This window comes from Mesorhizobium sp. M3A.F.Ca.ET.175.01.1.1 (assembly GCF_004791945.1).
Lineage (GTDB): Bacteria > Pseudomonadota > Alphaproteobacteria > Rhizobiales > Rhizobiaceae > Mesorhizobium.
Map to the genome: position 1 here is coordinate 38,661 of NZ_SRTP01000023.1, position 1,766 is coordinate 40,426.

1 protein-coding gene is annotated in these 1,766 nt (G+C 60.2%); it reads right to left on the minus strand.

Annotated elements, in window-relative coordinates; genetic code table 11:
* Positions 1-552: 552 nt before the first annotated feature.
* Positions 553-747 carry a hypothetical protein gene (locus EN818_RS29740; protein ID WP_135906156.1) on the minus strand — a complete coding sequence of 65 codons (195 nt, stop codon included), beginning with the start codon at positions 745-747 and terminating at the stop codon, positions 553-555.
* Positions 748-1,766: the final 1,019 nt, after the last annotated feature.

Sequence of the window (1,766 nt, forward strand, 5' to 3'; positions counted from 1 at the left end):
TCCCATAGAGCAATGTCCTGTTGAATTTCGAGGCTGAACAATAGTTTGGGAGCCGCGACAACCATTTGACATTTGGCGCCACATTACCGATAGTATCCGCCATATCGTCGCTATTCGAAGCGCAGCTGCATCGCGCCGTCGAGCGAGGAATGTGGCCTCGCGGTATTATATAACTCGACGACGGAACGCCACCGGACCGATGTTTAGCGCGGGCTTTTTTATAGATTGCATCCTTGATAATGGCATCCTTGGACCGGGCGGCGGGTCCATATCGATGGGGTGATCGAGAAGGTGACGCGGCGGTTTTTCACTGCAGCCTTTCTGGCCCAGTCAATGGACCGGGCTGAGGTACCGGCCTGGATGTTTGATAGGGTCTTCAGCACGAGTTGGCGCATCAGGACTGCTCCGCAGGACGACTTTGCAGTGCTTGATCGCTGGCGAAACTTCTTCATAACACAGGGATAGGCACAGCATTGTCTCACGATGCGAAAATCGGGGATATGTCCATGCCGCCGTGCCCTTGGGGCAGAATCGTGCGGCTGATGCTGTGGCTCAGCGGCGCAGTCGCGACATGGAATATGGGAGCACCACTTGCTCGCCGCTCAGTGCGGAGAGGATGCGCGAGGTGTAGGTCTCGGTTGAAACAACCGCCCACTTGGTCCGGATGTTTCCTTCTTGCGTGGCGGGCCGCCAGACGCCCGCCTCACGCGCGATATATTCGACCGGTCTTGCGGTGAAGACGGTCACGCCGGCAGCAATCGCCGCCAACGAGGCCGCGCAAATAGGCGAGCGGCTGGATCGTCCCTGCACGCGGATCGATTAGGCCTGCGGGTAGGCCGAGGTGCCTGTCTTTGCACGGGTCTCCGGGCATCGAGGATATGCCACGGGGCTTCGAGCGCCTGCCACTGGCGGGCTCGCTCCGCGATCTCGGCGGCGCTTTTAGCGGCTCTGCAGTGGATCGTGCCGACCCGTTTCACCTCCCACTGCAAGCCGTGCTTGTCGACGATCTCGAAGACAGTGTGTGGCGAATCGCGCAGCCAAATTAAGCAGACGACCGCCATTGAGGGGACCGAGCGTCTCCATGAGCGCCGACGGCATCACCCAGAGGCTGGCATTCACCAATCCGGTGCTCCGCCCGGCGGCGCCAAATCAATTCGGCTGCCTCGATAACGACAGCGTCCAGGCCACGCTCGGCTAGGTGCAGCGCGGCGGACAATCCGGTCCAGCCGGCGCGACAATCGCGACATCGGCGACGAGGTCGCCTGCCAGCTTCTCCGTCGCCGGAGCTGTCCGCTCCCAAAGCCCATGCGCGGTCGATCGTTCAGCATTCTTTCCGCTCCCATCCTTATCGTCAAAGTCCATGCCCTGGCAGCAACGCGACGAGCTTCCGACGCTTGGTCATTTCGCGCCCTCCGGCCAATCCCTATTGCCGCCGTTTACAAGGCGCGGCACCGATCTGATGTGGTTCGACAAACGCTTGGGGCGAGCCTTCGCCTCAACCCAGCCGCTGAAGAGAAAATCGCGAGACCGCACAGTTCCAGAGCGAATGCTGCATGATCCCGGTAAGTCCCGTGATCATGTCCCACGACGACGCGAAGCGCTCGCATGTAATGCCCATTCGCCTTTAAAGTTCGCGTCGCAGTTGGCACGAGTTTTGAAACTCTGTCTTCGTAGGCCGGCAGGAGCTGCCGACCGGAGCGGAAAGGGCAGCCAACGCTTGTTCCCAGACACATAGGAGAGACAAAATGCTCGGCACGACCGTAAGC